This is a genomic window from Paenilisteria rustica, assembly GCF_013820765.1.
In the GTDB taxonomy this organism is placed as follows: domain Bacteria; phylum Bacillota; class Bacilli; order Lactobacillales; family Listeriaceae; genus Listeria_A; species Listeria_A rustica.
In genome coordinates, this window is sequence record NZ_JABJVM010000013.1 from 57,468 (window position 1) to 73,381 (window position 15,914).

The 15,914-nt window shown below is 43.5% G+C and carries 19 protein-coding genes; 14 read left to right on the forward strand and 5 right to left on the reverse strand.

The genetic code is table 11. The features are described from left to right. Positions 1-17 precede the first annotated feature (17 nt). Positions 18-815: an SMI1/KNR4 family protein gene (locus tag HPK16_RS12115; RefSeq protein ID WP_181677202.1), complete on the forward strand. Its 798-nt coding sequence runs from the start codon at positions 18-20 to the stop codon at positions 813-815. Positions 816-1,069: 254 nt separating this feature from the next. Here the strand turns inward: HPK16_RS12115 and HPK16_RS17200 are convergent, their stop codons facing one another. The 4 genes from HPK16_RS17200 to HPK16_RS12135 form a co-directional block, all read right to left on the reverse strand. Continuing rightward, complete coding sequence (locus tag HPK16_RS17200; protein WP_425487934.1) at positions 1,070-1,177, reverse strand: transposase; 108 nt, start codon at positions 1,175-1,177, stop codon at positions 1,070-1,072. Positions 1,178-1,189: 12 nt separating this feature from the next. Then, positions 1,190-1,441, reverse strand: coding sequence for a transposase family protein (locus HPK16_RS17205; protein WP_181677204.1), 252 nt, complete (start codon positions 1,439-1,441; stop codon positions 1,190-1,192). A 146-nt stretch (positions 1,442-1,587) separates the two neighbouring features. Further along, entirely contained in the window at positions 1,588-2,268 is a 681-nt protein-coding gene (locus tag HPK16_RS12130) for a phosphatase PAP2 family protein (protein WP_181677205.1), read from the reverse strand. Then, on the reverse strand, positions 2,265-3,014 hold the full coding sequence (locus HPK16_RS12135) for an alpha/beta hydrolase (RefSeq protein WP_181677206.1): 750 nt from the start codon (positions 3,012-3,014) through the stop codon (positions 2,265-2,267). Before HPK16_RS12135 ends, HPK16_RS12130 begins: the two co-directional genes overlap by 4 nt. Positions 3,015-3,265: 251 nt before the next feature. On the opposite strand from HPK16_RS12135, the gene msrA reads away from it, so the two are divergent. The 12 genes from msrA to HPK16_RS12195 all read left to right on the forward strand — a co-directional run bounded on the left by msrA (position 3,266) and on the right by HPK16_RS12195 (position 13,620). Continuing rightward, entirely contained in the window at positions 3,266-4,393 is a 1,128-nt protein-coding gene (gene msrA, locus HPK16_RS12140; protein WP_181677207.1) for a peptide-methionine (S)-S-oxide reductase MsrA, read from the forward strand. Positions 4,394-4,411: 18 nt separating this feature from the next. Further along, the gene (locus HPK16_RS12145) at positions 4,412-5,101 is read left to right on the forward strand and encodes a response regulator transcription factor (RefSeq protein ID WP_118907463.1); all 690 of its coding nucleotides are present in this window, start codon (positions 4,412-4,414) and stop codon (positions 5,099-5,101) included. After that, positions 5,098-6,147, forward strand: a complete 1,050-nt coding sequence (locus tag HPK16_RS12150) for a sensor histidine kinase (protein WP_181677208.1) — start codon at positions 5,098-5,100, stop codon at positions 6,145-6,147. Before HPK16_RS12145 ends, HPK16_RS12150 begins: the two co-directional genes overlap by 4 nt. Then, positions 6,144-7,334 (forward strand): ABC transporter substrate-binding protein, encoded by a 1,191-nt coding sequence (locus HPK16_RS12155; RefSeq protein ID WP_246369409.1) that lies wholly within the window; start codon positions 6,144-6,146, stop codon positions 7,332-7,334. Before HPK16_RS12150 ends, HPK16_RS12155 begins: the two co-directional genes overlap by 4 nt. Then, entirely contained in the window at positions 7,321-8,124 is an 804-nt protein-coding gene (locus tag HPK16_RS12160) for an ABC transporter permease subunit (protein ID WP_181677209.1), read from the forward strand. Before HPK16_RS12155 ends, HPK16_RS12160 begins: the two co-directional genes overlap by 14 nt. Continuing rightward, a complete protein-coding gene (locus HPK16_RS12165) occupies positions 8,121-8,846 on the forward strand; it encodes an ABC transporter permease (protein WP_181677210.1) in 726 nt (241 codons plus the stop codon). Before HPK16_RS12160 ends, HPK16_RS12165 begins: the two co-directional genes overlap by 4 nt. After that, positions 8,846-9,706 carry an ABC transporter ATP-binding protein gene (locus HPK16_RS12170; RefSeq protein ID WP_181677211.1) on the forward strand — a complete coding sequence of 287 codons (861 nt, stop codon included), beginning with the start codon at positions 8,846-8,848 and terminating at the stop codon, positions 9,704-9,706. Before HPK16_RS12165 ends, HPK16_RS12170 begins: the two co-directional genes overlap by 1 nt. Then, positions 9,699-10,292, forward strand: coding sequence for a CDP-alcohol phosphatidyltransferase family protein (locus HPK16_RS12175; RefSeq protein WP_181677212.1), 594 nt, complete (start codon positions 9,699-9,701; stop codon positions 10,290-10,292). Before HPK16_RS12170 ends, HPK16_RS12175 begins: the two co-directional genes overlap by 8 nt. Before the next feature lie 5 nt (positions 10,293-10,297). Then, positions 10,298-11,650: a dihydrolipoyl dehydrogenase family protein gene (locus HPK16_RS12180; RefSeq protein ID WP_181677213.1), complete on the forward strand. Its 1,353-nt coding sequence runs from the start codon at positions 10,298-10,300 to the stop codon at positions 11,648-11,650. Next, complete coding sequence (locus tag HPK16_RS12185; protein ID WP_181677214.1) at positions 11,647-12,294, forward strand: TVP38/TMEM64 family protein; 648 nt, start codon at positions 11,647-11,649, stop codon at positions 12,292-12,294. The genes HPK16_RS12180 and HPK16_RS12185 overlap by 4 nt, the downstream gene beginning before the upstream one ends. Positions 12,295-12,368: 74 nt before the next feature. Further along, the gene (locus tag HPK16_RS12190) at positions 12,369-13,142 is read left to right on the forward strand and encodes a DM13 domain-containing protein (protein WP_246369410.1); all 774 of its coding nucleotides are present in this window, start codon (positions 12,369-12,371) and stop codon (positions 13,140-13,142) included. Positions 13,143-13,155: 13 nt separating this feature from the next. Then, complete coding sequence (locus HPK16_RS12195) at positions 13,156-13,620, forward strand: DoxX family protein (RefSeq protein WP_181677215.1); 465 nt, start codon at positions 13,156-13,158, stop codon at positions 13,618-13,620. A gap of 46 nt (positions 13,621-13,666) precedes the next feature. Here the strand turns inward: HPK16_RS12195 and HPK16_RS12200 are convergent, their stop codons facing one another. Next, the gene (locus HPK16_RS12200; protein WP_181677216.1) at positions 13,667-14,596 is read right to left on the reverse strand and encodes an LCP family glycopolymer transferase; all 930 of its coding nucleotides are present in this window, start codon (positions 14,594-14,596) and stop codon (positions 13,667-13,669) included. 210 nt (positions 14,597-14,806) lie between these two features. Here HPK16_RS12200 and HPK16_RS12205 point away from each other — a divergent pair, with 210 nt between their 5' ends. Further along, positions 14,807-15,868 (forward strand): glycosyltransferase family 4 protein, encoded by a 1,062-nt coding sequence (locus HPK16_RS12205; RefSeq protein WP_220132332.1) that lies wholly within the window; start codon positions 14,807-14,809, stop codon positions 15,866-15,868. The last annotated feature ends 46 nt before the right edge of the window (positions 15,869-15,914 follow it).

The following is a 15,914-nucleotide window of genomic DNA, read 5'->3' on the forward strand; positions in this document are numbered from 1 at the left end:
AGGAGGTAGTAAAGAATATGAGTATTTGGGAAAAAGATAGTGACAATCCGAGCCGATTGACACAAAAAAATATTGAATTGGCAGAAAAAACATTTGGTGTCACATTACCCAAGAGCTATCTTAAGGTATTGAAAAAACAAAATGGTGGTTATCTAAAAACGGATGCCGTTCACGTTGACTTTGTTAATGATGATGGTGAGGGTTTTATCTTACTTGACTCGTTATACGGAATTGAACCAGATGAAGGTATACTGGAAACAGAATATCTTAAAGAAGAGTGGGAAATTACGAAAGATAATATCATTCTGATTGCGGGAGATGGGCATTCTTTTATAGCATTAGATTATGAAATGAACCCATCAGCGCCTGAAATTATATATATAGATACAGAACGCGGTGATGCGCACAAAATTTGTGATGACTTTGATAGCTTGATGGACTTGATGTTTACGGTGGAAGACGACGATGATGAAGAACATGATGACATTCATATACCCACTCATGAAGAAATAAAAGCATGGGCTAGCTCAACAAACATGAATGAAGTAGCTAATGGTGTCTACACGTGGATTCAAGATTTTTCTATGGTAAAAGAAGACAACTTGTTGTATGAGGCCTTCGCTAAAGTTTTCGACCAAGGAACAGAGCAGCAAAAAATTACTATTGCGGATGCGATGAGAACAGAGATAGAAAATGAAACGATTACAAACCAAACTTTGATAGATATCTGCCTAACTTTACTAAGAAAAGAAGTCGGTTTAGATTTTAAAATATACAAAGAAATGATTGAAGAAAACTTAGCTGACAAAAGATAAGTTTAAAGTTAAATAGGCTAATCATGTAAGATTACGAGAGCGTGTCATGAAAATGGCACGTTTCTTTTTAAGGCTCTATGTCAATTGTTGGGGTGAAATATCGAGGTGCGAGCTAGGGAGTCAATAGCTCGTGCCTTTTCTTAAACTACAGAGATGTCAAAATCTTTGATAAAGTGTTGTGCTAGTATTTTGGTTCGGAACCTTTCGAAGCATTGAAAGCCATAAGCACCACGTTTTAAAACTTTGGTTAATGCCTAATAAATATAGTGGGAAAAATGAAAAGAATCAGCAATAATCAATGGGTTGCCAAGGGCTTTTTGAACGGAGCTTTTAAATGTGGAGCTTAGATCCATAATCACGATTTCTACTTGTTGTCAGCGTTCTCTGAGATAGCGTCGTTTCCAATAATGAATATAGACCCGTTTCTCGGCCATTTTAAGGTGTTGAAACAAGTGAGTACGATAATCTCTCATACGATTTATACCGGTTTGACAATGAGGGCACGTATGTTTCTTTCGTTTTAATTGAATATGAAGATGGCAGGTATCTTTCTCTATGGAATGTTTGATGAGCTGGACGTTTTTATTTTCTAAACCCATGAGTTGTATGATAAAATGGTCTGGCATGGTAATATCGCTCCTTTGGATTGGGTTTCGTCACTTTTATCTTAACGGATGTTGATATTACTGTGTATTTTTTTGCCTTAAAACAAGAACAAAAAAATGTTGAGGCAGATTAATTTCTACCCCAACATTTATTATAGAACCCGTTTTTAATAGACGTCTTTCCAGTTTCGAGCCAACAAATAGCGGTGGCATGCCTGACTGTATAGTAGGAATAGGGCGCTCCCGCAAAGAACTGCGGTGCTGCCAAGTAGGAATCCGGCGGTGACATCTGATGGGTAGTGAACGCCAAGATAGACGCGAGTGTACATGATTGTTAAAATGATTGCTAGGGCGACGAGCCCAATCAGGATGCGTTGCCATAATTTTGATACGGCAAGGATAAGTAAAGCTGCGATCATGCCGTAAAACGCTGTCGAACCTGTGGCGTGACCACTTGGAAAGCTGTAACCGCCTTGGGAAATAAGCATGTCACTCGGGCGTGGACGGGCGATGATTTGTTTAATAATCCAGGGCAAAAGCGCGCCGCCAACCAAAACAACGCCGCCAAACCAAATGGCAATGGTATAGCGTTTCAAAAGCAGGAGAATCACGAGAAGGACAACCGTCATCATCACAATCGCTGCAACCCCGCCAAAATTGGTAATAAAAGCAATGATATCTGTCTTGCTTGCTGTAATATTAACGCGGATAATATCAATCCAGTAGTTGTCGAAAGTCTGAATAAAGGGTGCATTCGTTGCGACACCAATCATCATCAGGATAAAGCCAATCGCCGTAATCGCGCTAAGCACAAATAAAATACTGGCGTTTCTTTTCGTGTTCGTCATGCAAAATCTCCTTTTTGATCAATCCAGTTGAGTACGGTCTGAATTTCGCGATCCCAGTATTCCCAGTCATGTTCACCAGGTGATTCTTGATAGGTGTACGGTAAATCTGTTTGCTCGATGTGGGCTTTGAAACCGAGGTTGTTTTCATATAGAAAGTCCTCCGTGCCGCAAAGCTGTAAAACGCGCGGTTTGGCTGTGATTTTTCCTAATAAAGTGAGCAAATCGTTGTCGGAACCGCGGTGGGATTCGATGTCGCCAAATGTTGCTTGCATCTCTGCTTCGCCTTCTGGTCTGGCTTCGCGTAATGCCACAATGTCCAGTGCACCAGAGAGTGATGCCATTCCGGCGAATTTTTCGGGATAATGCAAGGCCCATTTGAACGCGCCGTAACCGCCCATGGATAGGCCTGCGACGTATGTATTTTCGGGTTCCGTAGGGAGTTTGAACCAGCTGTGGACAAGGCGTGGCAATTCCTCACTCAGGAATGTCCAGTACCGATTTCCAGTCTGCATATCTGTATAAAAACTGCGATGAACTTGTGGCATCACAATCGCAATATTACGATTCTCCGCATAGCGAACGAGCGAGGAGTTGGTCAGCCAAGCGGTGTCATCGTCGGATAAACCGTGTAATAAGTACAGCAAACGCATGGGCTTGTCGGTATCGATGATGTCAGGAATAAACACCTGAAGCGAGGTTCTTAGTTGCAAGGATTGTGATGCGAAATGTGTTGAAAAAATAGCCATGATTTAGGTTCCTCCTTTTGTAATGGAAAGTATTATTAGTATAACATAGTGGGGAATTTGTTGGATAGATTGCTATCGTTTTCATTCTAAATTAGGCTTTTTTTAAACTTAAGAATTACATAATAATTAGGTAAGTTATATAAAACTTCTTTTTTGTATGATAGGTGGGTAAGATAATATCGTTTTCCAACGTGTAAATCAGGGAATTAGATATTATTAGCAGACTATTGTATTATTTGGAGGCGGACTATATGAAAAAATGGTTGAGAAATACGCTTATTGTAATCGCTGCAATTGGGGTGGCGTGGGGCGTTTATGCGTATGTTTCGCATCAGGATGCAAAGTCGCATGGTAGCGATAATCTAGCGTATCAAAATGTGGGTGATGATGGATCGGGGCAAGAGGTCGCGATTTTTGCGGGTGGCTGTTTTTGGTGCATGGAGCCGCCATTTGAGAAGTTAAAAGGGGTCAACGATGTGATCTCGGGGTATACGGGGGGCACGACGCGGAATCCGACGTATGATGAAGTTTCGAGTGGGAATACCGGGCATCAGGAAGCTGTGATGATAAAATTTGATCCGAAGTTGATTTCGTATGAGCAGTTGCTGGACGTATTTTGGCATCAGATTGACCCGACGGATGCCGAGGGCCAGTTTGTCGATCGTGGAACGCAGTACGGTGCGGGGATTTTTTATGTGAATGCGGAGCAGAAGAAGGAAGCGGAAGCCTCTAAAAAAGCGTTGGCAGAAACGAATCGGTTTAGCAAGGTTGTGACGCCGATTAAGGCATCAAGCAACTTTTATGAAGCGGAAACGTATCATCAAGATTACTATAAGAAAAATCCGAAACGGTACGAGTATTATCGGAATGGCTCGGGGCGTGATGATTTCTTGAATAAGCATTGGGGCAAGGACAAGGCGGTAGATTTGCCGAGTTACCCAGCGAGCTATTCGCAGGCTGATATCAAGGCGGAGTTGACGGACGAGCAGTACCGGGTGACGCAGGAAAGTCAAACAGAGACGGCTTTCCAAAATAAATATGATGCGAATAAGGCGGAAGGAATTTATGTAGATTTGGTTTCGGGTGAGCCGCTGTTTAGTTCGACGGATAAATTCGATTCGGGTACGGGTTGGCCGAGTTTTACCAAGCCGCTAGTGCCGAATAATGTCTATGAAAAAGAGGATAATTTCTTGGTGACAAAGCGGACGGAGATTAGGAGTAAGCACGCGGATTCGCATTTGGGACATGTTTTTTCGGATGGGCCACAGCCAACGCATTTGCGGTATTGCATGAATTCGGCGGCGCTCAATTTTATTCCGAGGGCACAGATGAAGGAGAAGGGGTACGGGGATTTCTTGTATCTATTTGAGAAAAAATAAACGTGAGGTGAGGCGCGGATGAACACGATTTTACTGGTGGATGATGAGGAGACAATAGTTGATGTGTGTCGGCGCTATTTGGAGAAGGAAGGCTTTCGTGTTTTAACGGCAAAAAATGGCGAAGAGGCGCTTGTGATGTATGATGCGCAACGTGTCGATTTGATGGTCGTGGATATTATGATGCCGAAAATGGACGGGCATGCGTTTATTATGGAGGTGCAGGAGCGCGGAAAGGATACGCCGTTTTTGTATTTGAGTGCTTTAACGCAGGAGAAGGAGCGGTTGTACGGTTTGACGCTCGGTGCGGATGATTATATGTCGAAACCATTTAGCCCACGTGAGTTGGTGCTTCGGGTGAAAAATATTTTGCGGCGGTCGCGGCAATTTGTGGAACCGGAGACGCTGACACATGGACCACTTTTTCTGGATAAGGCGAAACGATTGGCGTCGGTTTCTGGGCAGGAATTGGAGCTGACGATTAAGGAATTCGATTTGTTGTGGCTTCTAGCGAGTGAGAATAAACGGGTTTTCTCAAAATCGGAATTGCTGGAGCGTGTTTGGGGCTACGAGTACGATGGGGATGCGAATACAATTAATGTGCACATCCATCATTTACGGGAGAAGTTGCAGGTGAACGGCGAGGCACCAGTTTTTATTAAGACTGTTTGGGGTCTTGGCTACAAGTTCGAGTTGGTGATGGAATCATGAAATTACGGACGCTTATTTTACTTTCTTATGGGATTGGCGTGATTATTGTAACGGTTGTGCTGGGCTTTAGCGCGTATCGGATGATTTTTAACACGCAATTCGTGATTTTTACGATTTTGATTACGCTTGGTGCGAGTACGCTTGCTTTTGTGATTAATTATTTGTTGATGCGGCCGGCACTTCGGTCGATTGATAAATTGGGAAAGGAAAGTCGCAAAATCGCGCAAGGTGAGTTTTCTGGGAAGGTCGAGGTGACGGGACCACTCGAAACACGGATGCTGGCGGAGGATTTCAATGAGATGTCGGAGCGGTTAGACGAGATGTTTCGGCAGATTAAGGACGGAGAACTGGAGCGAAATGAGTTGATTGCGAATTTGTCGCATGATATTAAGACACCTATTGCATCGATTCGGTCGTTTTCGGAGGCACTTTTAGATGGAATGATTGCGACGGATGCGGAGCGGCAGCAGTATTTGCGGACGATTCAGCGGGAAACGATGCGATTGACGGATTTGGTTGATGAGTTGATGGATGTCGCGGCGATTGATAAGAAAGAGCCAGTTTTGGAGCGGACGCGGATTTGGTTGGATCAGTTGCTGGTTGATGTTTTGGAGGCTTTTGATGTGCAGTTGAAGCGAGAGCATCGGGATGTGCATGTGGCGATTGCGCCGGACTGCCAGTTTGTGTATGCGGATCAGAAGTTTGTGACGCGGATTTTGTATAATTTGCTGGAGAATGCGTTGAAGTTTTCGGATGTGGGAACGGCGATTGAGATTAATGTGAGGCGGACGGAAGATGCTATTTTGTTTCGGGTGCAGGATCACGGACAGGGAATTTCAGCGGCGGAGCAGGAGCGGATTTTTGAGCGGTTGTATCGTGTGGAGAAATCGCGGAATTTGGCGCATGGTGGCTCGGGACTTGGGCTTCATATTGCAAAAAATTTAGCGGAGTTACACGGTGGTTCGCTGTGTGTGGAGAGCGAGCTCAATGTTGGTAGTACGTTTATTTTGGCGATACCGATTTGGAAAGAAGGGGAACTGGGATGAAGCGATTTGGCTTAATGGCAATGCTTGGATTATTGTTCGTTTTGGCGGCGTGCGGGAATAATAGCTCGTCGGATAGCGTGAAGGGCCAGGATTTTGCGCAGTTGGAAAAGGACGCGAAAGGTCAGACGGTGAATTTCTACATGTGGGGCGGGGATAAGAATATTAACGCCTACATCGACGATTTTGTGGCGCCGAAACTGAAAAAAGAGCAGGATATTACGCTGAAACGGGTGCCAATGGATACGGAGAAATTTATTCAGAAACTGAGCAGTGAGAAACAGGCTGGGAAGAAAAATGGTAGCGTGGATGTGGTTTGGATTAATGGTCAGAATTTCAAAACGGCAAAGGATGGCGGGCTGCTTTACGGTGAAATTACCGATCAGATTCCAAATGTAGCGAAGTTTGTCGATCCACTTTTGACGGAAAAGGATGCGGGAAATGCGATCGATAAAATGGAAGCACCATGGGGAAAAACGTCTTTTGTGTTCCAATATAATGCGGACAAAGTTTCGAAACCACCGCTTAATTTGGCGGAATTGACGGCTTGGGTGAAGGCAAATCCTGGACGGTTTACGTATCCGGATGTGGCAGATTTCACCGGAGATGCGTTTGTTAGGCAAGTGATTTACGCGCAAAATCCGGGGAAGGAATTCACCGAGGCTCCGACAAAAGCGGATCGTGAGAAGGCGTATGCGTATTTAGAATCGATTGGACCGTATTTGTGGCGTGATGGGAAAACATATCCGAAAACGTTGCAGGAGCTAGATCAGTTGTACGCGCAAGGTCAGATTGATTTCACGATGGGCTTTAATGAGCGTCGTGCCTTGCCATTTATAAAAGATGGCACGTTTCCAGCTTCGACGCGGACTTTTTCGCTTGATAATGGGGCTTTGACGAATGCGCATTATCTTTCGGTGGCTTTTAATACGCAACAACCAGCGGCATCTCTTGTCGTGATTAATTATTTATTGTCGGAAGAAGCGCAAGCCGAGAAATTGAAAACATCGGTGTGGGGCGATGGAACGACGCTACTTACGAATAAAATGACGAAGGACTGGCAGGCGAAATTTGACGCGGCAGGTGAGACGGGGGATCAGTTTTATAATGACTGGCAGGCGTTGAATGAGTTCCCGGATACGACCGCAGAAGCGATTCAGAAAGAATGGAGCAATTATGTCTATCCGTAAAGGCGTGGCTTGGCTAATTCCGGTGTTGCTTGGCGCGGTTAGTTTGATGGCAATTGTGTTGCTCGTTTGGAAAATGCGATTTTTAGGGGCAAATTGGGATGGAATTGTGGAAGTAAGCCGTCAAAAGCGGATTTTCACAAGTGTTTTGTATTCGTTGGGTGTGAGTGTGATTGCAACAGTTTTATCGATTGGACTGGGTGTTTTAATTGTGCGACAAATATTGCTTAAACCTAAAGTGATGCGATCCGTGGCACGTTTAAACACGAGTTTCTATTATCCGCATTTTGTTGTAGCGCTCTATGTATATCTCGTTTTTGCGTTCATTTATCCGTATATCGGCGAATATTATAAAATTTACGGGACTCTGGAGATTTTGATCGCGTATTTGTTGAAAGAAGTACCGTTTGTTGTTTTTTATCTGATGACGACGTACCGAAAAATCGATTTTGCAGAGGTGGAATTGGTGCGATTGTCTGGCGGTGGGACGTGGCGCGTTTTTGCGACTGTTGAATTTCCAAAAATAGCGCCACAAATGGCAGAACTCATAATTATTTTGTTGGCTTTTATTTGGACGGCATATGAAATCCCAAGCTTGGTGGGAAACAGTTTTCCGGCGTTTCTAGGTGTGGTATTTTATCAGGGATATTATGCGACGGATGTGAGTGTGCAAGTGGCGACGATGTTTTGGATGGTTGTGGTGTCTGTGTTCTTGCTGTTGTTGGCGTTTGTTCTATTCGCTTCGGTGCAACGATATCGGGGCTTTTTGCGTAAAGGAAGTGGGCAATTATGAGGCAGTTTATTTACGGACAATATGTGATTATGATTGCTGTTTTTGGTATCGTTGCTTGGCGTGGCGGGGAAGTTGGTATTTTTGAGGATTCGAATTTCAGGTCGGCGATTGGAACAACGATTATGGTCGCGATTTTTGTTGTGATGATTAACTTGCTGGTGGCAAATTATGTGGGGTATTATTTAGCGCGGGCGACGGGGCGGAAATTGGCGTTTTTGGATGTTTGTTTGCAGCTACCCCTGATTGTGCCGCTCATTGTTATTGCGGCGGGGCTGGATATTTGGTTTATTCGTTTGGATTTGACGGAAACAGTGCTAGGAGTTGTCTTGATTCAACTTTTGCCGACGTTACCTTATTCAATTAGGATTGCGCGGAATGCTTATTTGGCGCTTGATCAGGATATTAATCAGTATGTTTATTTGATGGGTGGAACGCGGTTGCGCCTAGCATTGGACGTCTATTTACCGCTTATGCGTCCGATGAATGAGACGATTTTGTTGTTTTCGGTCGTGATTTCGATTGGGCAGTACGCGATTACATCGATGATCGGTGGCGGTATTATTCAGACGGTGGCACTCATTTTATTTCCATACTTCACATCTTCGCAATTGCAAATCGTTGCGGCAGCTGCTTTATTCACGATTTTCATGGCGTTTGCGATGTTATTTATATTTAGATGGTGCTACAAAGGAATTGTGAAATTGGTTGGGGTGATGGGTTAATGGAGATAATCAGGGCTGAAAATATAACGAAACGCTTTGAAAATGAGACGATTTTGCACGAGGTTAGCTTGACGCTTAGAAGAGGTGAGAAGGTGACTATTCTAGGTGGATCGGGGAGTGGGAAAACGACATTTTTAAAAGTATTAGCGGGATTATTACCGTTTGATGGTGGTAGTTATCAGAAATCAGGGATTAAAATGGCGTATATCTCTCAAAAACCTGTGCTATTTTCGCATATGACGGTTTTGGAGAATCTTATTTTTCCACTGAAATGCCAAAAGGTAAAACGGAAAGAACGTGAGGCAATCGGACGCGTTTTCTTGGAGAAAAGCGAGCTGGCAAAATGGGCCGATGCCTACCCTTTTGAGCTTTCAGGTGGGCAACAGCAACGGGTTTCGGTGGCGCGAGCGCTAATTGGTAATCCAGATTTACTATTGATGGATGAACCGTTTAGTAGTTTGGATGTGAGGCTCGGACGCGATATGCGGCAGTGGGTTTTTACGCAGATTGAGGAGCGCCAAATCGCGGCGGTATTCGTGACGCATCATTATGAAGAGGCTAAAGTTTTCAGTGAGCGCGTTTTGTTGATGGACAATGGGTTACTGAAAGAGGCGACGGAGGCTGAAATCGATGTTTTTTTCGGAGATGGTCTGTTGTATGAGGATGCCTATTACCCGATTGGTGCTTGGCGGATGGCGGATTTTGGTGTTCCGGTGCGGGTCGAGCGCCAAGTTATGCTCTATGGGCAGGCCTATTGGTCGGTTATTTTGGAAGACGGGACACAGAAGTTTATTATCGTGGATGAAAATAGAGCGGAAACGGCTTATATTGCGCCAGTAAGGGGTGAAAAAGATGCTTGATACGAAAGCGAGACCATATGTCAGACCGATATTGGACAAAACGGCAGATTTCTTTTTGAAAATCGGATTTTCAGCGAATCAAGTGACGGTTTTGGCATTTGTGATTGGCGTCGTTGCTGCGATTTTGGTCGGATTTGGCTGGATGTGGACGGGTGTTTTAGTCCTTTGGTTTTCTGGGTTTTTGGATGCGGTTGATGGGACGATGGCACGAAAAACGAAGCAAAGCGGTTTTGGAACGGTGATGGACGTGACGTTTGATCGAGTGGTCGAAGCGGGGATTATTGTTGCGCTGGCCGCAAGATTTCCAGAACAGCAGTTCATCCTGCTACTTTTGATGGCATCGATTTTATTTGGAATTACGGCTTTTTTGACGATTGGAAATGTGGTGCAGAATAAAGGCGTGAAGTCATTTCATTATGCAACGGGACTCGCGGAACGAACGGAAGGATTTATTTTACTTAGTTTGATGGTATTAACAGCGCCGACTTTCTTATTTTGGACGACGTTATTGTTTTTTATCATCGAAATAATTTCGACAATACAGCGTTTAATCGAAGCGCACAGACAGCTCGATAAGGAGGAGTGAGGACGATGAAAAAGCATCATCAGGTGATTGTGATTGGCGGCGGTGCGGCGGGACTCTATGCTACGGCTGGCTTGGCGCGGCTTGGTGTGGATGTCGCGGTGGTCAATACAGATGCAAATATGGGCGGCGATTGTCTTCATTCTGGCTGTGTTCCTTCAAAAACGCTGCTACATATGGCGCAGGAAACGACGGATTGGACGGAAATTCAGGCGAAAATAAAAGCTGTGATTGCGGAGATTCAAGTCCATGACAGCGTTCCGCGTTTTGAAGAAATCGGCGCAACGGTTTACATCGGGAAAGCGCGTTTTCTGGACGCATATCAAATAGAAGTCGGAGATCAACAACTCAGCGCGAAAAAATTTATCATCGCAACCGGCTCGCGTCCAAGGATTCCGGATGTGGCAGGTTTGGATACATCAATGTATGAAACAAATGAGACACTATTCCAGATGGCAAAACTTCCATGCGAAATGGCAATCATTGGCGCAGGCCCGGTCGGACTCGAACTTGGGCAAGCGTTACAAAATTTGGGCGTTGAAATAGCGATTTTTGATCATAATACTGAATTTTTAAAACATTTTAGCCGTGATATTGCAGATATCGCTTTGCAAAAACTTGATTTAGATATCCATCTTGATAGTACACTAACCGATGTCACACGTCTGAACAAAGATGAAATCAGTCTTAAAATCACAGAATCAGGGATAGAAAAAACGCTAACCGTTGAAAAAATACTTTTTGCCGCTGGACAAATCGCGAATATCGACAGCTTGCAACTAGAACGAGCTGGTGTTACCTATGACGCGAAAATCAGCACCAATCATTATCTTCAAACAACAGCACCACATATTTATGCTATCGGAGACGTCATCAAAAGCCCCAGCCTCACGCATGCAGGAGGTGTCGAGGCCAGAACCGCTCTCACGAATATCGCATTTGGCAATTTCAGCAAAGTAAATTATGGCACACTCGCATCCGTTATCTACACAAAACCTGAAATTTATCAGCTAGCTTCGACGCACCAAGCAACTCGAATTCTAACCGCATCAGGCGCCAACATTGATCGTTTCAAAACCGACAACGAACCGGAAGCACTCGTCAAAGTCGGCATCGACAACAAAGCAAAAATCGTTCGCGCCGAGGCAATTGGTATGGATATATCAACGGTCATGCAACAAATCGCGCTACTAAAATCCAAAAACGCAAAACTCACAGACCTATCCAAACCAATCTACCCGTACCCAACGAAATCAGAAATCCTAAAAAACCTATCTGATCAACTACTCACCGAAAAACTCGAAAAACCAATATTACAACGACTGATCCGCAAAATCATTAAATGGAGGGGGTTATCATGAAGAAATTTTGGAAAGAATGGCGCGGTATTATTTTATTTATTGCATTCGTACTCACCGGTGTTCTCATCATTTACAAACTCGGAATTATCGACAGTTTCAACGTGGCGGAGCTTAGTCAAGTTGTTCGCGATATGGGCATTTGGGGCAAAATTCTCTACGTGATCACCTATATTCTGCGTCCGCTCGTCCTATTTCCCGCAACACCACTCACGCTTTTTGGTGGCTACACATTTGGCGCGGTACAAGGCACGATTCTAGATGTTATTGGCGCTGGAACTGGCGCGCTTCTGGCTTTCTGGATTGCCCGTAAACTAGGAAAAGATAAAATCGAACGCCTCATTCAGGGGAAGAAATTAGAGAAATTCGATCATAAAATCGGTGAAAATGGCTTTTTAGTCGTGCTCTATTTACGACTTATCCCACTTTTTCCTTTTGACAGTATCAATTATTCGATGGGGCTCAGCTCGATTCGCATGCGTGATTACGCCGCAGCAACCTATCTTGGCATTATTCCAGGCGCATTTACTTTGAATTTCCTTGGCTCTTCACTCGGACATCTCGATTGGCAATTTTATACGGCGATTGCTTTATACGCTTTTATGATTATTTTACCCCTTATCGTGAAAAAAATAAGAAATACCTAAGAATTGCGTAAACGTTACCATATCTTTCGTTGTTATGATAAGAGAGTAGAAAATAATAACGAAGAGGGGTAAAAATGATGAAAATAAAAACAGCAATTTTAACAGTAGCACTTGGCTCGACATTGGTATTGGCGGCATGTGGAGGCGCGGATTCATCAAGCAAAGATGACAAAATGGACGATACGAAGTCAGCGATGACGGACAAAAAAGACAGCATGATGAAGGCGAATCAGAAAGTATCGATGATGGCCACATTGAGCGGGGAAGGTGCACATAAAGTCAGTGGGACAGCGACAATCAAAGACAGCAAACTGATGTTGACTGATTTTGTGACAGATGAAGGCCCAGACTTGCATGTGTACTTAGCAAAAGGCAATGATGTGAAGGATGGTGTGGAAGTAAGCAAAATCGACCTCAAAGAAATGAGCCAAACATTTGATGTGTCGGATAAAGATCTCACGAAATACGATACAGTCATGATTTATTGCGAAAAAGCCCACGAAGTATTCGGTAAAGGCGCACTATCAGATAAAATGGACGATACAGCGATGACGATGATGACGGGTAATTTTGCAGGCGTTGGTCAACATAAAGTGAGCGGTACAGCGACAATTGACGGTGACGATTTGAAATTGATGAACTTTAAAACGGATGAAGGTCCAGATTTGCATGTGTATTTAACGAAGGATGGCGATATTAAAACCGGGAAAGAAATCTCAAAAATCGATCTAAAAGCGGCGGAGCAAAACTTCTCGTTGGCAGGCGTGGAAACAGGGGACTACAATACAGTCGTGATTTACTGTGAAAAAGCGCATGAAGCATTTGGTCAAGCGCCATTAAACAGTTAAGGAGTTGAATCAGATGCGTATTCTCAAACAAAGCGCAAATGTCTTGTTCTCACTTATCCGAATAGCTCTAGGTATCAGTTGGTTTCATGAAGGTTGGTTCAAATTGCAAGCCCACTTTGATATCTCGGGTCTCGTTCCAAGTGTGCTCGCCAATACAGACTCCCCAGATTGGTACAAAGCATTCATGGAAAATGTTGTAGCGCCAAACACAGGATTATTCAACATTTTGATTCCATGGGGGGAGCTCTTCGTGGGACTTGGCTTAATCACAGGAATACTGACATTGCCAGCTCTGATCGCCGGAATTTTTATGGGAATCAACTATTGGTTGGCGGATATGATTTATATTTATCCATTACAGCTGGCGACTGGTTTTGTACTAGTCCTCACAATACATCAAGCTAACTATTTTAGCCTAACAAATGCCTACAAAATCTGGCACAAAAAGCGGCATGCCATAGCCGGAGATAACCCTTAATGCAGAAAAAGAAGCTCCTAATCACGCGGGAGCTTCTTCTTAATTTTTATTTTAACTCTAAGTTTTTCGCTAAAGAATCGTGTAATTTTTGACGTTCTGCATCAGATACATTGTAATACCAAATGCCGTCCATCTTACCACCATCACCAGCAACTGTCATATTTTCAACATTTTTACGTGCAGAAAGATAGTTTTTGGTGATACGTGTAATATCTGTCATAGTTAAATCGGTTTGCATGTTCTTACCAACTGCGGAAAGAATCTCATCGAAGTTCCATAGTGTTTGCGTTGTTGCAATCTTCTCAACAACGGCTTGGATAACTTCTTGTTGACGCATTTGACGACCGAAGTCACCGCGCGCATCTGTTTTACGGATACGTGTGTAGGCTAAGGCATCGGTACCGTTTAGTTTTACATTACCTTTTTTGAACTCTTTATCTTTTAAGCTGATGTCCATGTCGTTATAAACTTCAACGCCACCAACAGCATCAACTAAATCTTTGAGGCCTTCCATGTTCATTTTGATGTAGTAGTTAATCGGAATACCATTTAAAAAGTGAGTTACTGTATCTTCAGCCATTTTTACGCCACCATAAGCGTAGGCGGCATTGATTTTATTTGTGGAATCATGTCCGATAATTTCGGTACGCGTATCACGAGGGATACTCAACATTTGTGCTTTGTTCGTTTTTCCATTAACGGTCGCAACCATTGTTGTATCGGAACGTCCAACATCGCCTTCACGTTCATCAACACCTAAAATAAGGACTGAAAACGGGGTGTTACCATCCAATTTTACCGGATTTGCAGCACCTGCAACAGGCGTGTGAATTGTATCCATGGTTGACTTTGTTTGGAACACGGCATAGCCAACGATGCCTCCTAGAATTAAAAATATACCCAAAACAGACCATAGGAAAATCTTCAGTCCTGTACGTTTCTTCTTTTTTGTAGCTGTGCGTTTTTCAGCGCGCATTTGCGTCTCAACCTCTCTAGAGTAATTTATGTCACTTCCTATTTTACTACATACTGACAAATAAGTCACTGATAATTCCATTAGTTTTTCATTAGAAAACACATATGCAAAATAGGATTATGGGTTTTCATTGTTTTTTTTCAGGATTGTGGGTATACTTGTAGAAGTATGAGTCTGTACATAAATTTTGCAAGAGGAGCACGAGGAATTATGTTGACAGTTATATTAATATGTTTTTTGGCCTCGCTGCTGTTAACTCCTGTGGTGAGACGAATTGTACTTAAATTTGATATTACGGATAAACCAGATAAAAGAAGAATTAATATAGTACCGATACCGAGCTTGGGTGGGGTGGCTATTTTCATCGCCTTTCTCATCGGAATGTTCTTATTACCAATCGATAAAACGCTATTATGGCCGCTTATTATTGGGGCAAGTGTGATCGCATTGACTGGTATCCTGGACGATATTTTTGAATTAAAGGCGCGTTACAAGTTGATCGGTCAGCTTCTCGCGGCAGGGATTATTGTTTTCTGGGGTGGCATTAACATTACGTTTATTAATTTGCCATTTGGTGGGGAGGTTTACTTCGGTTACCTATCGATTCCGCTGACGATTCTGTGGATTGTGGCGATTACGAACGCGATTAATTTGATCGATGGTCTGGACGGACTGGCTGCTGGTGTTTCGACGATTGCCCTGTTAACGATTATGGGCATGGCTTTCGTGATGGGTGATCCGTTAGTTATCATGATTACAGCGGTGCTCGCAGCTTCCACACTCGGATTTCTACCATATAATTTCTACCCCGCCAAAATTTTCATGGGTGACACGGGCGCGCTGTTTTTAGGATATATCATCGCAATTCTTTCGTTGATGGGTTTCAAAAACGTTACATTTATTTCGTTGATTGTCCCTGTACTTATTCTCGGTGTACCAATTTTCGATACGATATTGGCGATTATTAGACGAATTGTGCACAGGACACCAATCGCGATGGCGGATAAATCGCATTTGCATCATAGTTTAATGAAGCTCGGTTTCACACATCGACAAACGGTGATTTTGATTTACGCGATTTCGGCGCTATTCTCGCTGTTCGCCCTTATTTTCACGATGTCGACATTCTGGGGATCGTTCCTACTTATCTTGGTACTACTCGTGATTGTGGAGTTTTTCGTTGAGGTATTAGGACTCGTCAGCCAAAATTACCGACCAATGATGCGGCTTTTGCGAATGGAACGAATTGAACGTGAAGAGGAACAGGAATAGAGGACTTATCTCCATTTGGGGTAAGTTCTTTTTTTGTTCTAAAATA